The following is a 19,550-nucleotide window of genomic DNA, read 5'->3' as shown; positions in this document are numbered from 1 at the left end:
CGGCTTCCAAGGATTGAAAATAGATCCGGCAGAAAAGTCGGAATTTTCAAATTTTGAAAAAACAGAACAAAATGTTCCAAGGATTGGAAAAATGAAAAAACTGACAGCCACCAGCATACTCATCGCCGTCTTCTGCTGCACCGCTCACGCTGAATTCTTTTTCGACTTCATTAATGATGCCTCTCTCTACAGCGCATTGGATGATCAAACCGGCCCAGTCTCGTATACAAACAACGGTCTGGTTGCCACATTCTCCGTCACAGACGGGACAATGAACCGCACCACCAGCACATTCGGCCTAAACACCTCTCTTTTTTTCGATGACCCTGCCGGATTCGATGTTGGCGAATGGATTGACATTACATTCGACACCGCAGTCTCTCTGACCAACGTCAGAGTGTCCAGCTGGGCCAGCTCAGACCAAGTGACCCTCTACATAGACGATGTCAGCAAAGGAACCATTACCTCGACTGGAGATCATGGGTTTGACATTTACATCCCTGCCGATGGAGTCCTGCGTATTGACGGCACAGACGGGCTTGCTGGAAACGGATGGTCGCTGGACAGCATTGCCGTTGAACTGTATACACCCGACGGAAACATTGCTCCTTCTCTGACCACCAGTGGAAATCAGCAGGTTGTTGCCAGCAACGAACTCAGCTTCACAGTCAGCGCCGCAGATATCAATGGTGACGATATTATTCTCTCCGCGAGCAATCTTCCTCCCGGGGCCGTCTTCAATACGGTCACCAATGCTGCAACCGTTACCAGCACTTTTCTATGGTCCAGTCCCGCACCGGTCGGGACCTACAGCACCACTTTTTATGCGGATGACGGCACCACAAACATCTCGGAGACGGTGCTCATTACAGTCGTCCACCCGTCTATTCTGATCATTACAGAAGTCGCCGATCCCGCAGGCACCAGCGGAGGCAACTACCGCTTTGTTGAACTGCAGAACATCGGCAAAGCGTCCATTGATCTTGCCGACGAAAACTGGCATCTGTGCTTACAGGCAAATGGAAGCACCTGGTATGACGTGGCTCTCACCGGGATCGTCAACCCTTCCGATACCTATATCGTCTCCTACAATGCTGTCCTGTTCGAATCCGCTTACGGCTTTGCACCGGATCAGACCGACAACAACATCAACGGCACCGGAAATGATGCTTACGTTCTCTACTCAGGCGGAGACCACACCACAGGAACCCTCATCGACATCTACGGTGAAATCAACACCAACGGAACCGGAACCGCCTGGGAATATACCGATTCCCAGGCGGTCCGCAACACCATCGACGGCAGCCCAAGCCCGACCTGGACTGCATCACAATGGGACATCACCGGTGCCGGCACCAGTAACATGACCCCCGGAACAGCCTTCTTCCAGCCCCCACTTCTCGATCCGGTCGGGAACCGGAAAGTTTTTAAAGATCAATCCCTCAGCTTCACCGTCACCGCCTCCGACCCAATCGACAACGATTTAACCACACTCAGCGCAACAGACCTTCCGTCTGGTGCAGTCTTCACCAACGGAACCTTTACCTGGATCAATGCCGCCCCCGCCGGAGAATATGAGGTTACGTTCACAGCATCCGACAAGGATGGATACAACAACGAAACCATCACGATCACCGTACTCGACAAACCGATGCTGATCCTCTCGGAAATCGCCGATCCCGCAGGAACCGGCGGCAACAACTACCGCTTTGTCGAACTCTACAACGCAGGAACCAACGCCATTGATCTGGCAGCAGACCACTGGTTCCTGAGCCGACAGGATAACGGTGATGGATGGAACGATATTGCGCTCACCGGTTCCGTCGGACCAACCGGAACCTACATTGTAGCCTGCAGCACCACAAATTTTCTGGCCGCCTACGGGTTTGAGCCCGATCAGGAAGACACAGACATTGACGGCAACGGACGTGACGCTTACGTCCTCTTCTACAGCGGTGACCACTCCACCGGACTGCTGATCGATATCTATGGCGAACTCGATACGGATGGAGAAGGGACGGCATGGAACTACGAAAACGACCGAGCTGAACGTAACAACCCGGTTCTGACGCCGAATCCCGTCTGGACCGCCTCGGAATGGACAATTCTTGCCAATGCATACACCAACGAGTTTACCCCCGGCATCCACGGGCCGACGCCTGAATTCCACGGATTGGAAAATCAGGTGGTTCCACTGGGTAACGATCTGAGCCTGGTTGTGACAGCCGTCAATACCGTCAGAACCGATGTCATCACCCTCTCAGCAACAGCACTGCCGGACGGAGCCAGCTTCGCAACACAAACAGGCTTCAACACCGTTTCCAGCACGCTGAACTGGACCTCCCCGCCCGCAGGCACCTATGCGGTCACCTTCACCGCTGACGGCGATGTAGACACCACTTATGCGAGCATCGAAGTTCTTGTGGTCGACCTGGAAGCAGACACAGACGGAGACGGAATGATCAATGGCGATGAGCTGATTGCCGGCACAGACCTATACAGCACCGAGTCCTACTTCCACGTTTCCGGCACGGAAATTGATACCAACGGATTCTATACCCTGAACTGGCACGCCGTTTCCGGTCATAACTACGGCATCTGGTGGACAGAATCGCTCACGAATGAATTCCGGTTGCTGGCCACCGTCAGCGCACCGACTAACAGCTGGACCGACACGGATCAAGGGCGAACCGCAGACACCGAAGGTTTTTATAAGCTGGAGGTCGGCCCGATGCCATAACCGACAACTGGTTTTCCGAAGACAGGAAAACATTTGAGAAAAAGTTCCAATATTTGGAAACATATGAAGAAAAGGCTTCACCCCCTGCTGTTCATCGCTGTTGTTCTCGGCGGCGGTGTTTCGGCGGAAATAATTCTGAAGGAATCCTTTGAAGAAACCTTTCCGCCCTCCGGATGGACTCAGAACTCTGCAGATCAAAAAACCGCATATGCTCATGAGGGAACCAACAGCGTCTACCTGAGTGCCGCCACGGATTATCTGATCACTCCTCCGCTCACCAATGCACAGGTCCTGACCTGCTGGACATACACCACCTCCGCCGATCCAGATATTATCATTGAAACATCACCCGGCATCTCCGGACCGTGGACAGCTGTTACCGGCAGTCCGTTTTCCGGAAACACCGAACAGTGGAATGAACACATCATCACGCTCTCCTCCCCTGAAACGATTTATGTCAGGTTTCAAAAAAGCGGTTCGGGATATCTGTATATTGATGACGTCTCCGCAGAAGACAACGGCCCTTCGCCGACAAACATTCCGCCGGTACTGTCCTCGCTCTCAGACATTTCAATTGCAATCAGCAATTCACTGAGCGTCCCGGTCTGGGCCACCGATACAGACAATGATCTCATCACTCTTTCCGCAAGCAACCTGCCGCCCGGCTCGGGGTTTAACACGGCCACAAACGCCGGCACGGTCTCTAATACCTTCAACTGGGCGGTCGCCGCACCGGCCGGAGTCTATTCCGTCACCTTTTTTGCAACCGACAAAGACGGATCAGACAGCAAAACCATTTCCATTACGGTCTCAGAACGACCCATACTGATGATCACCGAGGTGGCCGACCCTGCCGGAACCGGCGGCGGCGATTACCGCTTTGTGGAAATCTATAATGCAGGAAATGAAACGGTCGATCTGAATGCCGGCAGATGGACTCTGAGCAAACAGGTAAACGGAGATTCGTGGAACGATGTGGCGCTCTCGGGAACCCTCCCTGCCGGCGGAACATGGGTGGTTGCATACAGCTCTTCCAAATTCCAGGAAGCATACGGAGTTGCGCCGGACCAGTCCGACAACGATATCAGCGGAACCGGGGATGATGCCTATTTCCTTTATTCCGGCGGAGATCATTCGTCCGGAACACTCATGGATATTTACGGTGAGTTCGACACCGACGGAACTGACACCCAATGGGAATACACCGACAGCCGAGCCGTCCGTAACCATTCGGCAACAGGACCGGCCGCAACATGGATCGCCTCCGAGTGGACGATTGTCGGCGGAGCAACAACAAACGATATGGATCCCGGCGCAGCCTATCATGTGCCGCCGGTGCTCAGTGTCATCGGAAACCAGGGAGGAATGGAAGGCGGGACCATCTCCTTCCCCATCTCTGCGTCCGATCTTTCAGATGGAGATGCCATCTCATACAGCGCACTAAATCTGCCGCTCGGAGCCGTTTTCACAAACAACACATTCACATGGAGCACTGCAGCTCCGGCCGGTCAATATCTGGTAACGTTTTTCGCGACAGACAAAGACGGATCAGACAGCGAAACCGTTACCATCACCGTCCTTGAAAAACCCCGGCTCATGTTTTCAGAAATTGCGGACCCCGGCGATGACGGTGGCGACGCATACCGCTTTGTTGAACTCTACAACGCAGGGACCAACACCATCGACCTGAGTGCTGATGAATGGGTTCTCAGCAAACAGGTTAATGGAGGAAGCTCCTGGGGCGACCTATCTCTGACCGGCTCCATTGCTCCAGCTTCCACCTGGGTCATTGCCAACAGTGCTGCTGATTTTGAAGCGGCCTACGGCACTACGCCGGATCAGGAAAGCAGCTCAGTAAGCGGAAACGGCGATGATGTATATTTCCTATATATCGGTGGGGATCATGATTCCGGAACGCTCGTGGATATCTATGGGGAACTCGACATCGACGGAACCGATACCGAGTGGGACTATGAAGACAGCCGGGCCGTACGAAACAACGATATACTGGAACCGAACCCCACTTGGACCGCCTCGGAATGGTCCATTACCACCGGCGCAAGCACCAACAGCATGACCCCGGGAGAACACGGTCCGAAACCGCAGTTCCAAGGCTTGGAAGATACGTTTATTTTCCCCGGCACAGAACTCAGCCTGATCGTCACCGCAGTCAACACCGTACGTACAGATGAAATTACCATTTCGGCAACCAATCTACCGGTGAGTGCATCTTTTAATCCGGCCACAGGGACCAACAGCGTGTCCAGCGTCTTCAGCTGGAACAATCCGGCATCCGGAGTCTACACAATCAGCTTTTTCGCATCCGGGGATGCCGGAACAACCACAAAGCTGATTGACCTGACCGTTTCCAGAAGCGCCAATATAGACGGATATTTCTACGGATGGCAACCGGACACCATTGTCAAACTGGGCAACGGGCAGTTCTGGCGCAATACCGGAGGGGCAGGAGAAACACTCAGCTCCAGACTTTGGAAACCGGAAGTCACGGTCACCAATGTCCTGGGCAAAGACCGGATGTTTATTGAAGATGTCGCCAGTTACACTACCGTTGAACAGATCAACGTGACAGAGAGCATGCTTATCAGCACCTTCTCCGGATTGCACAACGGTAATATCTATCAACTCGAAGACGGAACCGTTTGGGAACAGATTAACTATGAAAACGTCAACTCTTCCGCCGCTCCGGTCACCGCATGGCGATGGACGGAAAACGGAACTACGTTCATACGCTTTCTTGACCGCTATAATGCCCTCATCGGCACCTGCGAAGTCTCCAAAACGGTTGTCAGAAACGCCGGCATGACTCCTACAGAAATTGACGGCTACTTCCGCGGCTGGAACAAGGGTCAAGTCTTTGCCTTAGCCAACGGCGAGTTCTGGCAACAGACCACTGCCGACAGTTCCATCGAAACCCTCTACCGCCCGACCGTCACACTCACCAACTATCTGCAGACCGGAACATGGCGCATGTACATTGAAGGTTCCGGCGCCCCCGGATACGTGGAGGTGCAGCAGCTCGCAGACGTCATCCGCACCTCCATCAACGGTAAATTTTACGGTTTCGGAACCGGCGAATTCCTGCATCTTCAAAACGGGGAATGGTGGCGGCAGACATCGTACAACAGCTCCGCCTCCATCCGCTCAAACCCGGAAATTCTCCTGTGGGAGGAAGACAGCACATGGAAAATCGAAATGCCGGATGAAGGCAGAACCATCACCGCGGAACAGCTTTCCGTAGCTACGGAAAGCAGTATCACCAATAACTTTCCCGGCCTGCACTACGCCAACCTGTATGAGCTGTCCAACGGCAGTCGCTGGATGCAGATCAGCTTCGAAAACATCCGTTCAGACGCCGATACGCCCATTGTCATGCTCTGGACCGAATCTGGCGACACCCACCTGCTTGCGCGCACGTCCAGAGATCGTACCGTCGGAACCTGCGAAGTCGTGAACCCCGACGCCGATGATGACGGAGACCGGATCATCAATGCCGCAGAAATTATCGCGGGAACCGACATGACCGATAAAAATATCTTTTTTATGATCACCGAGACACAAATCGACGGTAACGGACACTATGTGCTGAACTGGAACGCGGTTTCCGGACGCACCTACACCATTCTTTGGGCCGCATCTCTGGATGACGACTTTCTGCCGATCTCCGTCGTAGACGCGCCGGCCAACAGCTGGACCGACACTCTTCACACCACCGGAGAATCCGGTTTTTATCAGATCAAAGTCAGCCTCACAGAATAAGCGGGCTCAGCCTGTTCCAGCAGTTTCCATCCCTTGGAAAACAAAAAAAGCCCTCCCGCGTGCGGAAGGGCTTTTGCATGAGAAAAGAAAAAGCTTATTCGCCCGTCTCTTCTTCATTGGCTTCGGCGTCCATCTCTGCCATGGCCGCTTTGCGGCTGAGGCGGATTTTACCGTCGCGGTCCACATCGAGAACCTTGACCCACATGGTGTCGCCCTCTTTGCAGATGTCTTCCACTTTACCGACGCGGAAGTCAGCGAGTTCGGAAATGTGCACGAGGCCGTCTTTACCCGGCAGCACTTCAACAAAGGCACCGAAGTCGCGGATGGTTTTGACGGTTCCTTCGTAGAGCTTACCGATTTCAGCTTCGGCAGTGATGCCGTTGACTTCTTTGAGAGCGCCTTTCATGGCAATGCCGTCGTTGCTGAAGATGCTGACGGTTCCGTCCTCTTCAACGTCAATCTGCACGCCGTAGGTTTCTGTAATGCCGCGGATGACTTTGCCGCCTGGACCGATCAGGGCACCGATCTTTTCCGGATCGATTTTGATCATTTCAACGCGCGGAGCATGTTCGCTCATCTCTGAGCGCGGAGCGTCGATAACGGTCTGCATGAAGTCGAGAATTTCGAGGCGACCTTTGCGGGCCATTTCGAAAGCGCCGGTGACCTGGTCCCAGTTGAGACCCGGAATTTTGAGGTCGACCTGGAAGGAAGTAATTCCTTCGCGGGTTCCAACAACCTTAAAATCCATGTCGCCGCAGTGGTCTTCAGTTCCGAGAATATCGATCACGAGGTCAGACTGCTCCCCTTTAGTGAAAAGGCCGACAGAGATTCCGGCAACCGGCGCTTTGATCGGAACACCCGCGTCCATGAGAGCGAGCGTACCAACACAGGCGGAGGCCATGGAGGAAGACCCGTTGGATCCCATGATTTCGGACACAACGCGCACTGCGTAGGGATAGTCTTTCGGCAGGATCGGAACGAGACTGCGTTCAGCCAGGTTACCATGACCGATTTCGCGGCGACCGGTAAACCCAAGGCGTCCACACTCACCGACACTGTAGGGCGGGAAGTTGTAATGCAGCATGAAGCTTTTTTCGTTCGGTCCGCCGGTCACAGCGTCCATCGACTGCGAATCTTTTTTCGGGCCGAGGGTGACGGTTGCAAGCGCCTGAGTTTCGCCGCGGTTGAAAATGGCGGAGCCATGAACGCGCGGCAGGATGCCAACCTGAGCTTTCAGCTCGCGAATTTTATCGAAACCGCGTTTGCCGATGCGCATCTTCTTGGTGAGCACGTTTTCGCGGGTCACTTCAATTTCGAGCTCGTGGAAAGCATGGAAGTATTCGTCCTCGGTCATTTCCGGGAAGAGTTCAACCATCTGTTCTTTGATTTCAGCTTTAAGGCCGTTGACTGCGTTCTGACGTTTCAGCTTATCGCCTTCGATCAGGATATCGCTGAGCTTGTCGGCACCGATTTCGCGTGCTTTGTCGAGCAGCGTAGTGTCTTTGGCGGGAAGTTCAACTTTCCATTCCGGCAGGCCAAGCTGTTTGCGCAGTTCGAACTGAGCGGCGATAATCGGCTGAATGGCTTCGTGCGCGGTTTTCATCGCAGCAATGAAGTCTGCTTCGCTGATTTCTTCGGCAGAGCCTTCGATCATCATGGTTTTGTCGGCGGTACCGACGTAAGTGAGGTCGAGATCACTCTTCAGCATGTCATCGTGCGTCGGGTTGACAACGAATTCGCCGTTGATGCGGGCGATGCGCACGCCGCCGATCGGGCCGCCGAACGGCAGGTCGGTGAGCATAAGCGCGGCACTGGAGGCGTTAATGCTGAGGAAGTCGCACTCGCGGGTGCAGTCAGAGGCCATCAGCATGTTATTGATCTGCACTTCGCAGTAGAACCCTTCCGGGAAAAGTGTACGAATCGGACGGTCGGTTACGCGGGCGGTCAGGATTTCCTGTTCGGAAGGACGGGACTCACGTTTGAAGTATCCACCGGGGAAACGACCCGCGGCATAGAATTTTTCGCGGTACTCAACCTGAAGCGGGAAGAAGTCGCATCCTTCGCGCGGCTCTTTGGCGGCAGTGACCGCCGAGAAGACGACGTTGCCGCCGAACTGGCAGGAGACGGCGCCAGCAGCCTGCTGGGCGAGAACTCCGGATTCAAAGCTCATCGGCATGCCGCCGACTTCGAACTCTACTTTTACTGTATCTTTCATTTCTTTTACCTTCTGCATCCATTACTTCCGGGAGCCAGCGAGGCCGGATGCATAAACCTCTGTAACGTGGAAAAACCCCAAACCGGGGCGGTTCTCGCCTGTGAAACAGGCGTTAAACAAGACAGCCCCGCAGAAGTGCGGGGCTGGCGTGGCGTGTACTTAGCGACGGAGGCCAAGGCGCTTGATCAATTCCTGATAGCGCGCGGCATCTTTTTTCGTCAGATAACTAAGTAATTTGCGGCGTTTATTGACCATTGTAATCAGGCCACGGCGCGAGCTGTGGTCTTTCTTGTGCACCTTGAGGTGCTCGGTCAATTCTGCGATACGGCTGGACAGCAGTGCAACCTGCACTTCCACCGAACCGGTGTCGCGATCATTTTTCTGGTACTCTTTTTTGATTTCCGCTGTAGCTGCCTGATCCACTGTAGGCTCCTTCTATAAAACTCTTACTTTTTTGTCTGTCTCTATTTGAGCGCCGCAATATACAGAGCGCCCCCTCCCTTGTAAACCGCAATATTCAGGAAATTTGCCCCCGAAGAACCGGCCTGAAGAACGCTGCTTTCCAAGGTTTGGAAACAGCTCTCGCTGAAGCCGGCGGTTTTTTTCCAGAGTCTGGAATTAACCGACGGTTACCAGCGACGGGGTGTAATCCGCAGGGGGCTCGTAGCCGAGGAGCGTAATGCAGGTCGCGGCCAGATTGGCAATTCCCGCATCCTCAACATCCGCTTTCCGAGCGTTGGAAACTCCGGACGGGTCAAAAACAATCGCCGGAACCGGATTGAGGGAGTGCGCGGTTTTGGGCTTGCACTTTCCTTCGTCGTCCAGCTTCAGTTCAAAGGTTTTCTTATCCAGTTCGCACATATCGTCGGAGTTACCATGGTCCGCAGAGCAAACCATGATGCCGTTGGCTTCCTTCAACGCTTCCATGATTTTGCCAACACCTTCGTCCACAGCTTCCACAGCAACTCTGACTGCGGAAACAACGCCGGTATGCCCAACCATGTCACCGTTGGGGTAGTTGAGGCGAATAAATTTGTATTCACCGCTTTTAATAGCAGCAACCACCTCTTCCGTAATTTCATCGGCTTTCATGCGCGGCGCATCTTCAAACGGGCAGACGTCGGAAGGAATTTCTTTCCACGTTTCGGTTTCAAATTTACCGGAGTTGTTGCCGTTGAAGAAGTAGGTCACGTGACCGTATTTCTGCGTTTCCGAAACGGCAAACTGTTTTACGCCGGATGCGGAAAGGTACTCGCTCATGGTGCGGTCAATCGCCGGCGGGGAAACCAGATATTTTTTCGGAACATCGAGGTCGCCGTCATACTGCATCATCCCCGCATAAATCACATCCGGTTTAGGACCGCGATCAAACTCGGTCAGCTCGTCCGCTTCAAATGCTTTGGTGATCTCCAGCGAGCGGTCGCCGCGGAAGTTGAAGAAAATGACCGAGTCGCCGTCAATAATCGGACCAACCGGGGCACCGTCGCGTTCGATGACAAAGGCGGGCAGGTCCTGGTCCAGAATGCCGGGTTTTTCAGCACGGAAGGTCTCGATCGCTTCGCGCATAGAGGCAAACGTGCGGCCTTCGGCCTTCAGATGAGCATTCCAGCCGCGCTCGACCATGCTCCAGTCCGCATCGTAGCGGTCCATGGTGATGTTCATACGGCCGCCGCCGGAGGCGATGCAGTAGTCAACGGTGCCGTCATTGACCTCTGCCAGAAACGCGTCAAAGCGGTCGACATACTCCAGTGCAGAGGTCGGCGGAACATCGCGGCCATCAATCAGCGCATGAATACGGGCTTTCTTGACACCCTCTTCTTTGGCTTTCTTCAGCATGGCTTCCAGATGGTTCAGGTTCGAATGAACGTTTCCATCGGAAAACAGCCCGATAAAATGCAATGCGGAATCTTTTTCAACCGCATTGGCAACCAGCTCTTTCCAGACAGCACCATCAAACATTGATCCGCTTTTAATTGCATCGCCGACCAGCGCCGCACCTTGAGAGAACACGCGCCCGCATCCAATCGCGTTGTGGCCGACTTCTGAATTCCCCATATCGCCGTCATCCGGCAGGCCGACAGCTTTGCCGTGCGCTTTTACTTCGGTATAAACTGCATTCTCGCGCAACCAGTCCAAATTGGGCGTGCTGGCAATCTTCACATAATCACTTTCCGGATTTTTCCCGATTCCGACCCCGTCCATAATGACAAGCACTACCGGGCCTTCCGGACCTTCAAAAACAGTCGATTTTTTAAGCTCTTCCATAACAGTATTCCTTATTAAAGGCAGTTTCTTTCGTGGGCTGGAAAGGTACCGCCCTCCGGTAGTGCCTTAAAGTTCAAAGTGCCAAAAACTTGCATTGAAAACATCGGCGTGTAGCATCGGCCTGATATTTCTGAAACAAACCAAGGAAAAGGCTCTATGGCTAAAGAAGATGTACTCGAATTCGAGGGAGTTGTGGAAAAAGTGCTTCCTGCCACCATGTATAACGTCAAACTGGAAAACGGACACGTGATCCTGGCTCACATTTCCGGAAAGATGCGTAAATACTTCATCCGCATTGCTGTCGGAGACCGCGTTACCGTGGAAATGTCTCCGTACGACCTGACCAAAGGACGCATCACCTTCCGACACCGCAACTAAGAGGCAGTCATGGCAGAAAAACGAAGCTTGTGGGGAAGCAAAATCGGTTTTCTGCTGGCCGCGATCGGTTCGGCGGTTGGACTGGGCAACATCTGGCGCTTCAGCTACATGGCCTATGAAAACGGCGGCGGCGCTTTCCTGATTCCGTATCTGGTCGCCCTGCTCTGCGCCGGCGTTCCGCTGATGATTCTCGAATATTCGCTGGGACATCGCGAAAAAGCCTCCCCTCCGCTGGCCTTTGCGCGCATCAACCCTCTCTGGGAGCCGCTGGGCTGGTGGATGCCCGTTGTCGCCTTTTTCGGCATCAACCTCTTTTATGCCGCCGTCATCGGCTGGTGCATCAACTATTTCGGGCTCTCTCTGACCCTGGGATGGGGAACAGACACCCAAAGCTTCTTCTTTGGTGAATTCCTCCAGCTCAGTGACAGCCCGTTTACCCTCGGCGGGATCCGGTGGCCCGTTCTGGCCGCAACCGCCGGGGCCTGGGCCATCTGCTGGACCATCTGCTACCGCGAAGTCAGCCGCGGCATTGAAAAAGCCAGCATGATTTTCATGCCGCTGCTGGTCATTCTGACGCTCATCCTCGTCGGCTGGTCCCTGAGACTCGACGGTGCGCGGGAAGCCATCCGGGAGTTTTACCTCAAAGCAGATCTCTCAAAAATCGCCCTCAACACCGCCGAAGGTCGCAAAGTCTGGGTCGCCGCCTTCGGACAGATCTTCTTCACCCTGTCGCTCGGCTTCGGCATCATGATTACCTACGCCAGTTATCTGCCGAAAAAAACCGACATCACCGGCAACGCACTGACCACCTGTATACTCAACTGCCTCTACTCCATCATCGCCGGCTTTGCCGTCTTCGGAACCATCGGATTTATGGCAAACGCCAAAGGAGTTCCGTTCGACGAAGCCATCACCAGCGGCCCCGGCCTCGCCTTCGTGGTCTATCCGGAAGCCATTAACCAGCTCCCGATACTCAACCAGCTCTTCGGCGCTCTCTTCTTTCTCGTCCTTATCGTTGCCGGAATTTCATCCATGATTTCCCTAACCGAAGCCTTCAGCTGCTCCATCTGCGATAAATTCGTCATCAGCCGCCAAAAGGCCACCACCATCATCTGCTCTCTCGGACTGATCGGCTCCATCCCGTTCACGACCCGCGCCGGGTTGCTGATTCTCGACATTGCTGATCACTTCATTAACAACTACGCCCTGATCATCGGTGGCATACTCGAATGCATCCTGATCGGCTGGCTGCTCAAATCGCAGGTCATGCGTCGCCACGTCAACAACTCCGGCGGCATCCGCCTCTGGCCGGTCTGGGACATCTGCATTCGCGTCATCACCCCAGCCGTCCTTCTGATCATGCTCGTCGGCGCCCTGCTCGAGGACTTCACCCGGGCATACGGCGCTTATCCAATCAAAGCCCTGCTTCTCTTCGGCGGCGGCATCCTGTTCGTCACCCGACTGCTCTCTTTCATTCTCAGCCATGTTCCGTGGAGGCCTGAAAAGCTCAAAACCAAACATCACCCGGAAGACGAGAATCTACTGACCTGATGTTGACAAACACACAGCAGTACCCTAATTTCTCCGCTCTTTTGAAAAATCAACCTCGAACAGATCGAGGGGGTGAATACATTAATGGCCAGTACAACTTGTGAAGTAAAACTCCGCCGCGGCGAACCCGTAGAAAAAGGACTCCGTCGCCTGAAAAAGCTCCTCGACCGCGAGGGGATTCTGAAAGAAATGCGTGGACGCCGGTATTACGAAAAACCGGGCGACAAACGCCGTATGAAGCAGGCTCGTGCCCGTTCCCGCGCAGCGCGCGAACGCCGCATGTCCCGTTAAAACAAATCAACTTGAGGTTTAAATTATGCCGAACATTAAAAGTGCTAAGAAAAGAATGCGCTCTTCCGAGGGCCGTCGCATCGGCAATCTCGCGGTCAAAACCCGCGTGAGATCTGCCCGGCGCAAAGCGCGTGAAGCGCTGGAAGCCGGCGTTGCCGAAACCGCCGGCGTTGCGGTGCGCGAATACAGCTCGGTGCTGGATAAGGCCGTAAAGCGCGGTGTTGTCACAAAGAACACCGCTATTCGCCGCAAAAAACGTGCGACTGAAGCGCTTCGCAAGCTCGAAGCGTAAGTTTTCCAAACCTTGGAAAATACGAAAACCGCCCTTCACCGGGCGGTTTTTTTATATCTGATTATCCCATACATTTAAATGTATGGGATAAATTTATATGCAAATACTTAACAGACAGACACTTGAAGCTAATTTACACCAAATAAATTGACGGCATTCTGAACAGCCTGCATCGCCAAATCCTCAATAGACACACCGCGCAATTCCGCCAAAAGCGCCGCAGTATCAGCAACAAAGGCAGGCTCGCAGCGTTTGCCGCGATGCGGAACCGGCGCCAGATACGGCGAATCGGTTTCGATCAGCATTCGGTCAGGCGGAATCATTTTGGCCACTTCGCGCAACGGGTCAGCATTGCGGAAAGTGACAATCCCGCTGAAACTGATGCAGAACCCGAGATCGAGCAGCGCTTTGGCCAGCTTCTCATCACGCGTAAAGCAGTGAATTACGCCGATACGATCCGACTCCCCTCTCCAAACCCTGGAAAAATCGGTCAGCATACCCAGCGTATCGTCGTCCGCATCACGAGTGTGAACAATCACCGGCTTGCGTACGGTGTTCGCGGTTTCCAGACATTGGAAAAACAAGTCTTTCTGCTCAGCAGCTTTTTCAGCCTCGTAAAAATAATCGAGGCCGGTTTCGCCAATGGCGACAACTTCGGGCCGCGCGGCCTGTTCGCGCAGCTTCTGGAAATCGCAGGAGCTTCCGGCCAGATGGCGGTCGTAACCGGCCGATCCGAAAATACGGCCGGGATATTCTCCGACCAGCTTCAGGGACAGCTCGTTGGCTTCAGGGGAACCTCCGACGGCCAGCATTTTCCAAACCTTGGAAACTTCAGCGCGTTCCAGAACGGCTTCAAGCGAACCATCTTCTGCAAAATCATCAAAATGAACGTGTGTATCGAAAAACATGAAAAAAAGATACCGGAACCGCGACCGCTTTTCCAAACCTTGGAAAACAAAAAAAGCGCCCCGCGCTGCGGGACGCTTCCGGGTTCGGCCGACGCCTCGATTAGAAGTCGCAGCCGACCCCAACGGTACCGACAACGGCAACGTCGTAATCGTCGTCGCTGAGAACAGCCTCGTCGAGCTGAGCGATGTAGGTCAGGCCGGCGCTGACAGACCAGCTGTCATTCAGAGCATAGCCCACGCTGACTGAAGCGGTCGCATCGTTGAAACCTGTGGTGTCGCCATCAGCAATGACGTACCCAACGCTTACGCCGACAGAAGCGGACAGTGCGTCAGAGATGTCTGTTTCGTAGTCCAGGGAAGGCTGGAGGTACCAAACGTCATCAATCGCTCCGCCGACACCGTAATTGATGCCGAAAGAAGCATAAAGGCCGTTGGTGCCCAGTGCGGAACCGAGGGTCAGGTTCAGCTCTTTATCAGCCGTTCCGCCGTTCGGGTACGTATATTCAATGTAACCAACACTCACGTCCACGGCTTCCACCGGAAGGCTGTAGGAAACATAGTAGTCGATTTCAGAAAAGTCAGAGCCGGCTCCGTCCTCGTCATCAATGTCATAGTTTCCCCAGATGCCAACAGCAACCGACCCGTATTCTTCCGGCACTGCAAAACCGGCGGCTTCCAGACCCGGCTGCATCACAAAGCCGTTATTCAGCGTAACACCGCGGAATACATACGCGCTGGCAAAGTCAACATACGCGCTGACGTCAGCAGCCGGAGCGGACACCGCGGCGGCCACGGCCATCGTCATCATTACCATTATTTTTCTCATACTCATTTCTCCTTGTTGCGGTTCATATCGGGTGCGACCGCCGGCCCTCTCCCCCATCCAGACCGTGCGGACGCACCCTGTTTAATGTTCTCAGCCGATCGCGTCGGTACCTTTTTCTCCAGTTCGAATGCGGATACACTCCTCGAGATTCTGCACGAAGATTTTGCCGTCCCCAATGTTGCCGGAGCGGGCTCCGGCAATAACCGCCTCAATGGTGCAGTCAAGATATTCATCATTGACAGCGATCTCGACACGCACCTTTTTGAGCAGGTTCACTTCGATATCGGCTCCACGATATGTTTCGTGGTAGCCCTTCTGCTGACCGCAGCCCAGGGCATTGGTTACAGACATTTTGAATACTTCCTTTTCATACAGGGCCTGCTTCACCGCAGTGAGCCTGTCGGGCTGAAGGTATGCAATGATCAGTTTCATTTTTTATCTCCTTTGAATTACTAATGGATCGACCTACTGAACAGTCCAGAGCTGGAAGCCGCTGTAGGCTTCTTCCCCATGCTCACCGATATCCAGTCCGCGCATCTCCTCTTCCGGAGAAACGCGCAGCGCGTTGAGTTTCTTCAGAATACTGAACAGGACGAACATGCAGACAAATGCCCATACAGGAATCACGACCGACCCGATAATCTGCGCGATCATCGGATGTCCACCGAAGATCCAGGTGGCCAGACCACCCCAGACTCCACAGAGGCCATGAACCGGAAAGGCCCCGACCGGATCATCGATTTTAAGGGCATCGAGCATTTTGACACCGAGAGTCACGAGGACACCGGCAACGACTCCGACCACAATCGCCTCCACATTGGTAACAGAATCACAGTTGGCAGTAATCCCGACCAACCCGGCAAGGATACCGTTAAGGGCCATTGTGAGATCCGGTTTTTTGTGGATGAACCAAGTCGTCAGCATGGCGAGAATACCACCGGCAGCAGCGGCCAGCGTCGTGTTCACAGCAATCAGCATCACAGCATCCGTATTGGCAGCGCCCACAATCGCCAGCTGAGAGCCGGGGTTAAATCCGTACCAACCCACCCACAGGATGAAAACACCCAAGGCCGCCAGCGGAAGGTTATGCCCCGGCATTCCCTTCGCTTTTCCATTCGCGCCGAACTTACCAATGCGCGGGCCGAGAACGATAGCACCCGCCAGACCGGCGAAACCACCGACAGAGTGCACGACCAGAGAACCAGCGAAGTCATAGAAGCCCATGGCGTCAAGCCATCCCCCGCCCCATTTCCAGAAACCGCTGATCGGATATACCAGGCCGGTCAGAACAGCACTGTAAATCAGGTAAGCAGAGAATTTCAGGCGCCCGGCAACAGCGCCGGAAACGATCGTCGCGGCTGTCGCGGCGAAAGCCACCTGAAAAAGGAAGTCACACTGCGGAGTCAACGAACCAGCTGCTACATCAGAACCGATGCCACCAATTCCCATACCGCCCCAACCCATGAATCCTCCGAGCACCGGATCGCCATACATAATACCGTACCCAAACAGGAAGTACAGGATCACTCCGATACACAGGTCCATCACATTCTTAAACAGAATGTTGACTGCATTTTTAGCCGCATTAAACCCGGACTCCACCATCGCAAATCCCGGCTGCATAAAAATCACCAGAACTGCGCCAATAAACAGAAACAGGTTGTCGATCGCGTATCCGCTTTCGGCAGACACTGCATCTGCGGTCACTTCTTCGGCATGCACTGGGACGGCCATACAGGCCAGCATCGCGAGCACACCGAGTAAACGTGTTATCTTTTTCATAGTACCTCTCTTTCCTCTCTTCTTTACCTCAGCGAGTTTTTTCTCCCATTCACTTGCTGATCCTCTCTTCAAAAAACTCATCTCGCCTAAAAGCACAGATTGTGCCCAAAAGGACGACCGAAACCGTAAGCTGATTACTATAAACGTGATACAACAAAATATGATAACTACATTTTAATTATAAAAAATACAATAGATACGATTGTGTATGTTTTTTAGTATAAAAATCAATTTTGTATCTAAATGAGAACGCTCAACACAATCGATCAAAAGGCCGGCGCCTTGAGAATAGTAGACAGAAAAAAAGAGCCCGAACCGGAGCCTGGCAAAGCACCTCAATCCACACCTTAAAACAAGCAAGCACCGCCCTGAACGCATAAAAAATCAGCGAATTATGCGCAACCCCAGACAAACCGAGAATGCTGATACAGAAAAAAACGCCTATAAGCTTTAAAAACCGACGAAATTAACCACCCACTCAAAAAAAAGCGGCAGCCTTGACCTCTTACAATCCGTCATCTCTCCACTCTCACAGGGTTTTCAAAGATCGGGGAGCAGGACCCAAACTCTTCAGAAAACAGCCCTAACAAAAAGATGCCCTCCCAACGTCTTACGCCGTCATTTATTCTGTTTTTACAAAACAAAACCCACCCAGGAAGAGCAACCCCCTAAAAAACATCACTTTTTGGGTAGATTTATCTCACTAATGAGAATAACCTTCTCACCAATGAGACCTAACCCGGAAAGGAGATACACCATGAAGAGTGAAAATTCACTCAAATTGCTGATCATGACAATGATCGGATTATTCATCGCAATCCCGGCAACACAGGCAGATCCATCGGATGCCACCCTCGACAAACTGAAGGGTAAAAAGCAGGATCAGTTCCAGAATGAACTGGACCGAGGCTCCGAACAGGGACAGTTTGCCCGCCAAAACCGGCAGAAATGGTGGATCTTCCTGGAAGCAATGGAAGAAGAACCGCCGACAGATAATCCGGACCCCACCGATCCTCCGACAGAAGAGCCGGACCCCACCGATCCTCCAATAGAAGAGCCGGACCCAACCGTTCCACCGATTATCTTATAAAAATAATCAGGTCAACGCCCTGCAGACGCGGGGCGTTTTCATTTTCCATGCCGAATATCGACCCAATTTCTGCAAACCGCCTGATTCCTGCAAAATAGAGGTTCAAAACGTTCAAAAATCAACTAGCGTGACGTAATGAAAACCATTGTTGCAGAAACAGTCTTACTGGGACGCGAAGCGTTTGAAACACTGGGCGAAGTCGAAGTCATCCCCGACCGAGAGATCGGCCCGCAGCATCTGATCGATGCCGACGCACTGATCATCCGCTCTAAAACCAAAGTCACCCCGGAACTGATTACAGGTTCCTCCGTGCAATTTATCGGGACCGCCACAGCCGGCTTCGAACACATCGATTTCCAAACCCTGGAAACACAAAAAATCGGCTGGTGCGCTTCTCCCGGCTGCAACGCCGACAGCGTCGCCGACTACATCACGACCGCCCTGCTCCACCTGCACAGCCGTCAAGGACTGGAACTTAAAAACAAAGCCATCGGAATCATCGGCGTCGGACAGGTCGGCTCGCGCGTTGCCAAACGGGCGGAAGCGCTCGGGCTGCGCGTACTGCTCAACGACCCGCCTCGCGCGGCCCGGGAAGGCAAAAACGGATTTCAACCACTGAAACATGTTCTGGCAGAGGCCGATGTGATTACACTGCACGTTCCACTGATCACAGAACAGCCGTGGCCGACACTGAAAATGGCCGATGACCTCTTTTTTGAACAGATGAGGCCCGGCTCGGTATTTATCAACGCCGCGCGCGGAAAAGTGCTCGACTCCGATGCCCTGCTTCTCGCCAAAGCCAAGGGGCAGATTTCCAGCACAGTGCTCGACGTATGGGACCCGGAACCGCAGATCCGCGCCGACGTATTGGCCGCTGCAGATATCGCAACACCGCACATTGCCGGGCACTCGCTGGAAGGGAAACTGAACGGAACTGTTCAGGTCTATCAAAATGCGTGCCGATTCTTCCACAAAGAGCCAGTATGGGACCCCTCACCGCTGCTGCCTGCCGTTGACGTGCCGGAACTGAAAATTAATTCGAGCGGCAAAACCGACAATGAGGTACTGGCCGAAGCCGCTGCCGCAGTGTACGACATCTCACAGGATCAGCTGAGCGAAGAGGATATCCCCCATTTTGATCGGCTGCGCGCAAATTACGGCGTTCGCCGCGAATTTAAAAATACCCGAATCCACCTGACCGAAGAGCGGGACGAACTTACAAACAGAATTCGACAGGCCGGGTTCAGCGTTTCAGCAGACTAACGAACAAGAAACGCCGTAAGGCAAAGACGACACCTCATCAGCTTCGTTTTTGGAAAAAACAACCGAATCCAACGATTTCGTTTAATCCGTTCGGTCGTCTCAATCCGCCCGCATTCCGGGCATTTATTATCTTCCAAATAGACCCTCAGTCGCATAGATGCACCTCCAGCTC

15 protein-coding genes are annotated in these 19,550 nt (G+C 53.5%); 8 read left to right on the top strand and 7 right to left on the bottom strand.

Going from position 1 to position 19,550, the window contains the following annotated elements; genetic code table 11:
• Positions 1–91: 91 nt before the first annotated feature.
• Positions 92–2,740: a hypothetical protein gene (locus GT409_RS07315; protein WP_160628435.1), complete on the top strand. Its 2,649-nt coding sequence runs from the start codon at positions 92–94 to the stop codon at positions 2,738–2,740.
• A gap of 63 nt (positions 2,741–2,803) precedes the next feature.
• On the top strand, positions 2,804–6,517 hold the full coding sequence (locus tag GT409_RS07310) for a lamin tail domain-containing protein (protein ID WP_160628433.1): 3,714 nt from the start codon (positions 2,804–2,806) through the stop codon (positions 6,515–6,517).
• 94 nt (positions 6,518–6,611) lie between these two features.
• Here the strand turns inward: GT409_RS07310 and GT409_RS07305 are convergent, their stop codons facing one another.
• The 3 genes from GT409_RS07305 to gpmI form a co-directional block, all read right to left on the bottom strand.
• Positions 6,612–8,732, bottom strand: coding sequence for a polyribonucleotide nucleotidyltransferase (locus GT409_RS07305; RefSeq protein ID WP_160628431.1), 2,121 nt, complete (start codon positions 8,730–8,732; stop codon positions 6,612–6,614).
• A gap of 159 nt (positions 8,733–8,891) precedes the next feature.
• Positions 8,892–9,155, bottom strand: a complete 264-nt coding sequence (rpsO, locus tag GT409_RS07300) for a 30S ribosomal protein S15 (RefSeq protein ID WP_160628429.1) — start codon at positions 9,153–9,155, stop codon at positions 8,892–8,894.
• Between the two features lie 195 nt (positions 9,156–9,350).
• Entirely contained in the window at positions 9,351–10,997 is a 1,647-nt protein-coding gene (gpmI, locus tag GT409_RS07295; protein WP_160628427.1) for a 2,3-bisphosphoglycerate-independent phosphoglycerate mutase, read from the bottom strand.
• Positions 10,998–11,153: 156 nt separating this feature from the next.
• On the opposite strand from gpmI, the gene infA reads away from it, so the two are divergent.
• From infA to rpsT, 4 genes are all read left to right on the top strand, one after another.
• Positions 11,154–11,375, top strand: a complete 222-nt coding sequence (infA, locus tag GT409_RS07290) for a translation initiation factor IF-1 (protein ID WP_160628425.1) — start codon at positions 11,154–11,156, stop codon at positions 11,373–11,375.
• Between the two features lie 9 nt (positions 11,376–11,384).
• Positions 11,385–12,926, top strand: a complete 1,542-nt coding sequence (locus tag GT409_RS07285; protein WP_160628424.1) for a sodium-dependent transporter — start codon at positions 11,385–11,387, stop codon at positions 12,924–12,926.
• 84 nt (positions 12,927–13,010) lie between these two features.
• Entirely contained in the window at positions 13,011–13,217 is a 207-nt protein-coding gene (rpsU, locus tag GT409_RS07280; RefSeq protein WP_160628422.1) for a 30S ribosomal protein S21, read from the top strand.
• A 25-nt stretch (positions 13,218–13,242) separates the two neighbouring features.
• Positions 13,243–13,509, top strand: a complete 267-nt coding sequence (rpsT, locus tag GT409_RS07275; protein WP_160628420.1) for a 30S ribosomal protein S20 — start codon at positions 13,243–13,245, stop codon at positions 13,507–13,509.
• 128 nt (positions 13,510–13,637) lie between these two features.
• Here rpsT and GT409_RS07270 read toward each other — a convergent pair whose 3' ends face one another.
• The 4 genes from GT409_RS07270 to GT409_RS07255 all read right to left on the bottom strand — a co-directional run bounded on the left by GT409_RS07270 (position 13,638) and on the right by GT409_RS07255 (position 17,025).
• On the bottom strand, positions 13,638–14,417 hold the full coding sequence (locus tag GT409_RS07270; protein WP_160628418.1) for a TatD family hydrolase: 780 nt from the start codon (positions 14,415–14,417) through the stop codon (positions 13,638–13,640).
• A gap of 100 nt (positions 14,418–14,517) precedes the next feature.
• Positions 14,518–15,243, bottom strand: coding sequence for a TorF family putative porin (locus tag GT409_RS07265; protein ID WP_160628416.1), 726 nt, complete (start codon positions 15,241–15,243; stop codon positions 14,518–14,520).
• Between the two features lie 90 nt (positions 15,244–15,333).
• Positions 15,334–15,675, bottom strand: a complete 342-nt coding sequence (locus GT409_RS07260; protein WP_160628414.1) for a P-II family nitrogen regulator — start codon at positions 15,673–15,675, stop codon at positions 15,334–15,336.
• A 33-nt stretch (positions 15,676–15,708) separates the two neighbouring features.
• Complete coding sequence (locus tag GT409_RS07255; protein WP_160628412.1) at positions 15,709–17,025, bottom strand: ammonium transporter; 1,317 nt, start codon at positions 17,023–17,025, stop codon at positions 15,709–15,711.
• A gap of 757 nt (positions 17,026–17,782) precedes the next feature.
• Here GT409_RS07255 and GT409_RS07250 point away from each other — a divergent pair.
• Entirely contained in the window at positions 17,783–18,115 is a 333-nt protein-coding gene (locus GT409_RS07250; protein ID WP_160628410.1) for a hypothetical protein, read from the top strand.
• A 135-nt stretch (positions 18,116–18,250) separates the two neighbouring features.
• Positions 18,251–19,378 (top strand): 4-phosphoerythronate dehydrogenase, encoded by a 1,128-nt coding sequence (locus GT409_RS07245; protein ID WP_160628408.1) that lies wholly within the window; start codon positions 18,251–18,253, stop codon positions 19,376–19,378.
• Positions 19,379–19,550: the final 172 nt, after the last annotated feature.

This window comes from Tichowtungia aerotolerans (assembly GCF_009905215.1).
Taxonomy (GTDB): Bacteria; Verrucomicrobiota; Kiritimatiellia; order Kiritimatiellales; family Tichowtungiaceae; genus Tichowtungia; species Tichowtungia aerotolerans.
Note: the sequence above shows the minus strand (reverse complement) of the source record. Positions and strands in the feature narration are given on the sequence as shown.